The organism is Micromonospora fiedleri (assembly GCF_016774385.1).
Taxonomy (GTDB): domain Bacteria; phylum Actinomycetota; class Actinomycetes; order Mycobacteriales; family Micromonosporaceae; genus Micromonospora; species Micromonospora gifhornensis.
This window is the reverse complement of record NZ_JAETXL010000072.1, coordinates 1-460: the sequence shown is the minus strand read 5'-3', so window position 1 is coordinate 460 and position 460 is coordinate 1. Positions and strand designations below refer to the sequence as shown.

Sequence of the window (460 nt, the reverse complement as noted above, 5' to 3'; positions counted from 1 at the left end):
AATCCATTAGTTTTGCAGAAGCAAGTATAAGATATAATACATATGCAATAGAAACAAAAGCTCCAAATCTTAAAACTTTCTTAATGAATCCACCAGTTTGTTTATCAAACCTTTTCTTAATATCCCTGTAAGCTATACGCCCTACTTCGGCAGCTTGCAAAGACATGATACGCTGTCTCTTATACACATCTAGATGTGTATAAGAGACAGGTATCACACCCTACTGGGTAAGAGCTATGAAGACAGCAAACGCTTCAAACGCTTGCAGGAGCTACGAGGCACACCCGCCACTGCCGATGAGACGATATCCATTCACTCACCAGCCTTACCCGCTTCTAACCCACCAGAAAAGCTTTTGATTTTAAAGCCAGTTGAACAAGAAGAAGCTGAACAGGAAATTATCGTTCAAGAAATCGAGTATCAGGAAGATAGCTTTCTTGATGATATGAGTTTTGTAGAT

2 protein-coding genes are annotated in these 460 nt (G+C 39.8%); one reads left to right on the top strand and one right to left on the bottom strand.

Annotation, left to right across the window (positions count from 1 at the left end):
- On the bottom strand, nt 1–187 hold a 187-nt coding region (locus JMF97_RS31615), incomplete at its 3' end, for a hypothetical protein (RefSeq protein ID WP_238360467.1).
- Between the two features lie 6 nt (nt 188–193).
- Between JMF97_RS31615 and JMF97_RS30685 the strand changes: the two genes are divergently transcribed.
- Nucleotides 194–460: hypothetical protein (locus tag JMF97_RS30685; protein WP_203224679.1), on the top strand; the 267-nt coding region annotated here is incomplete at its 3' end.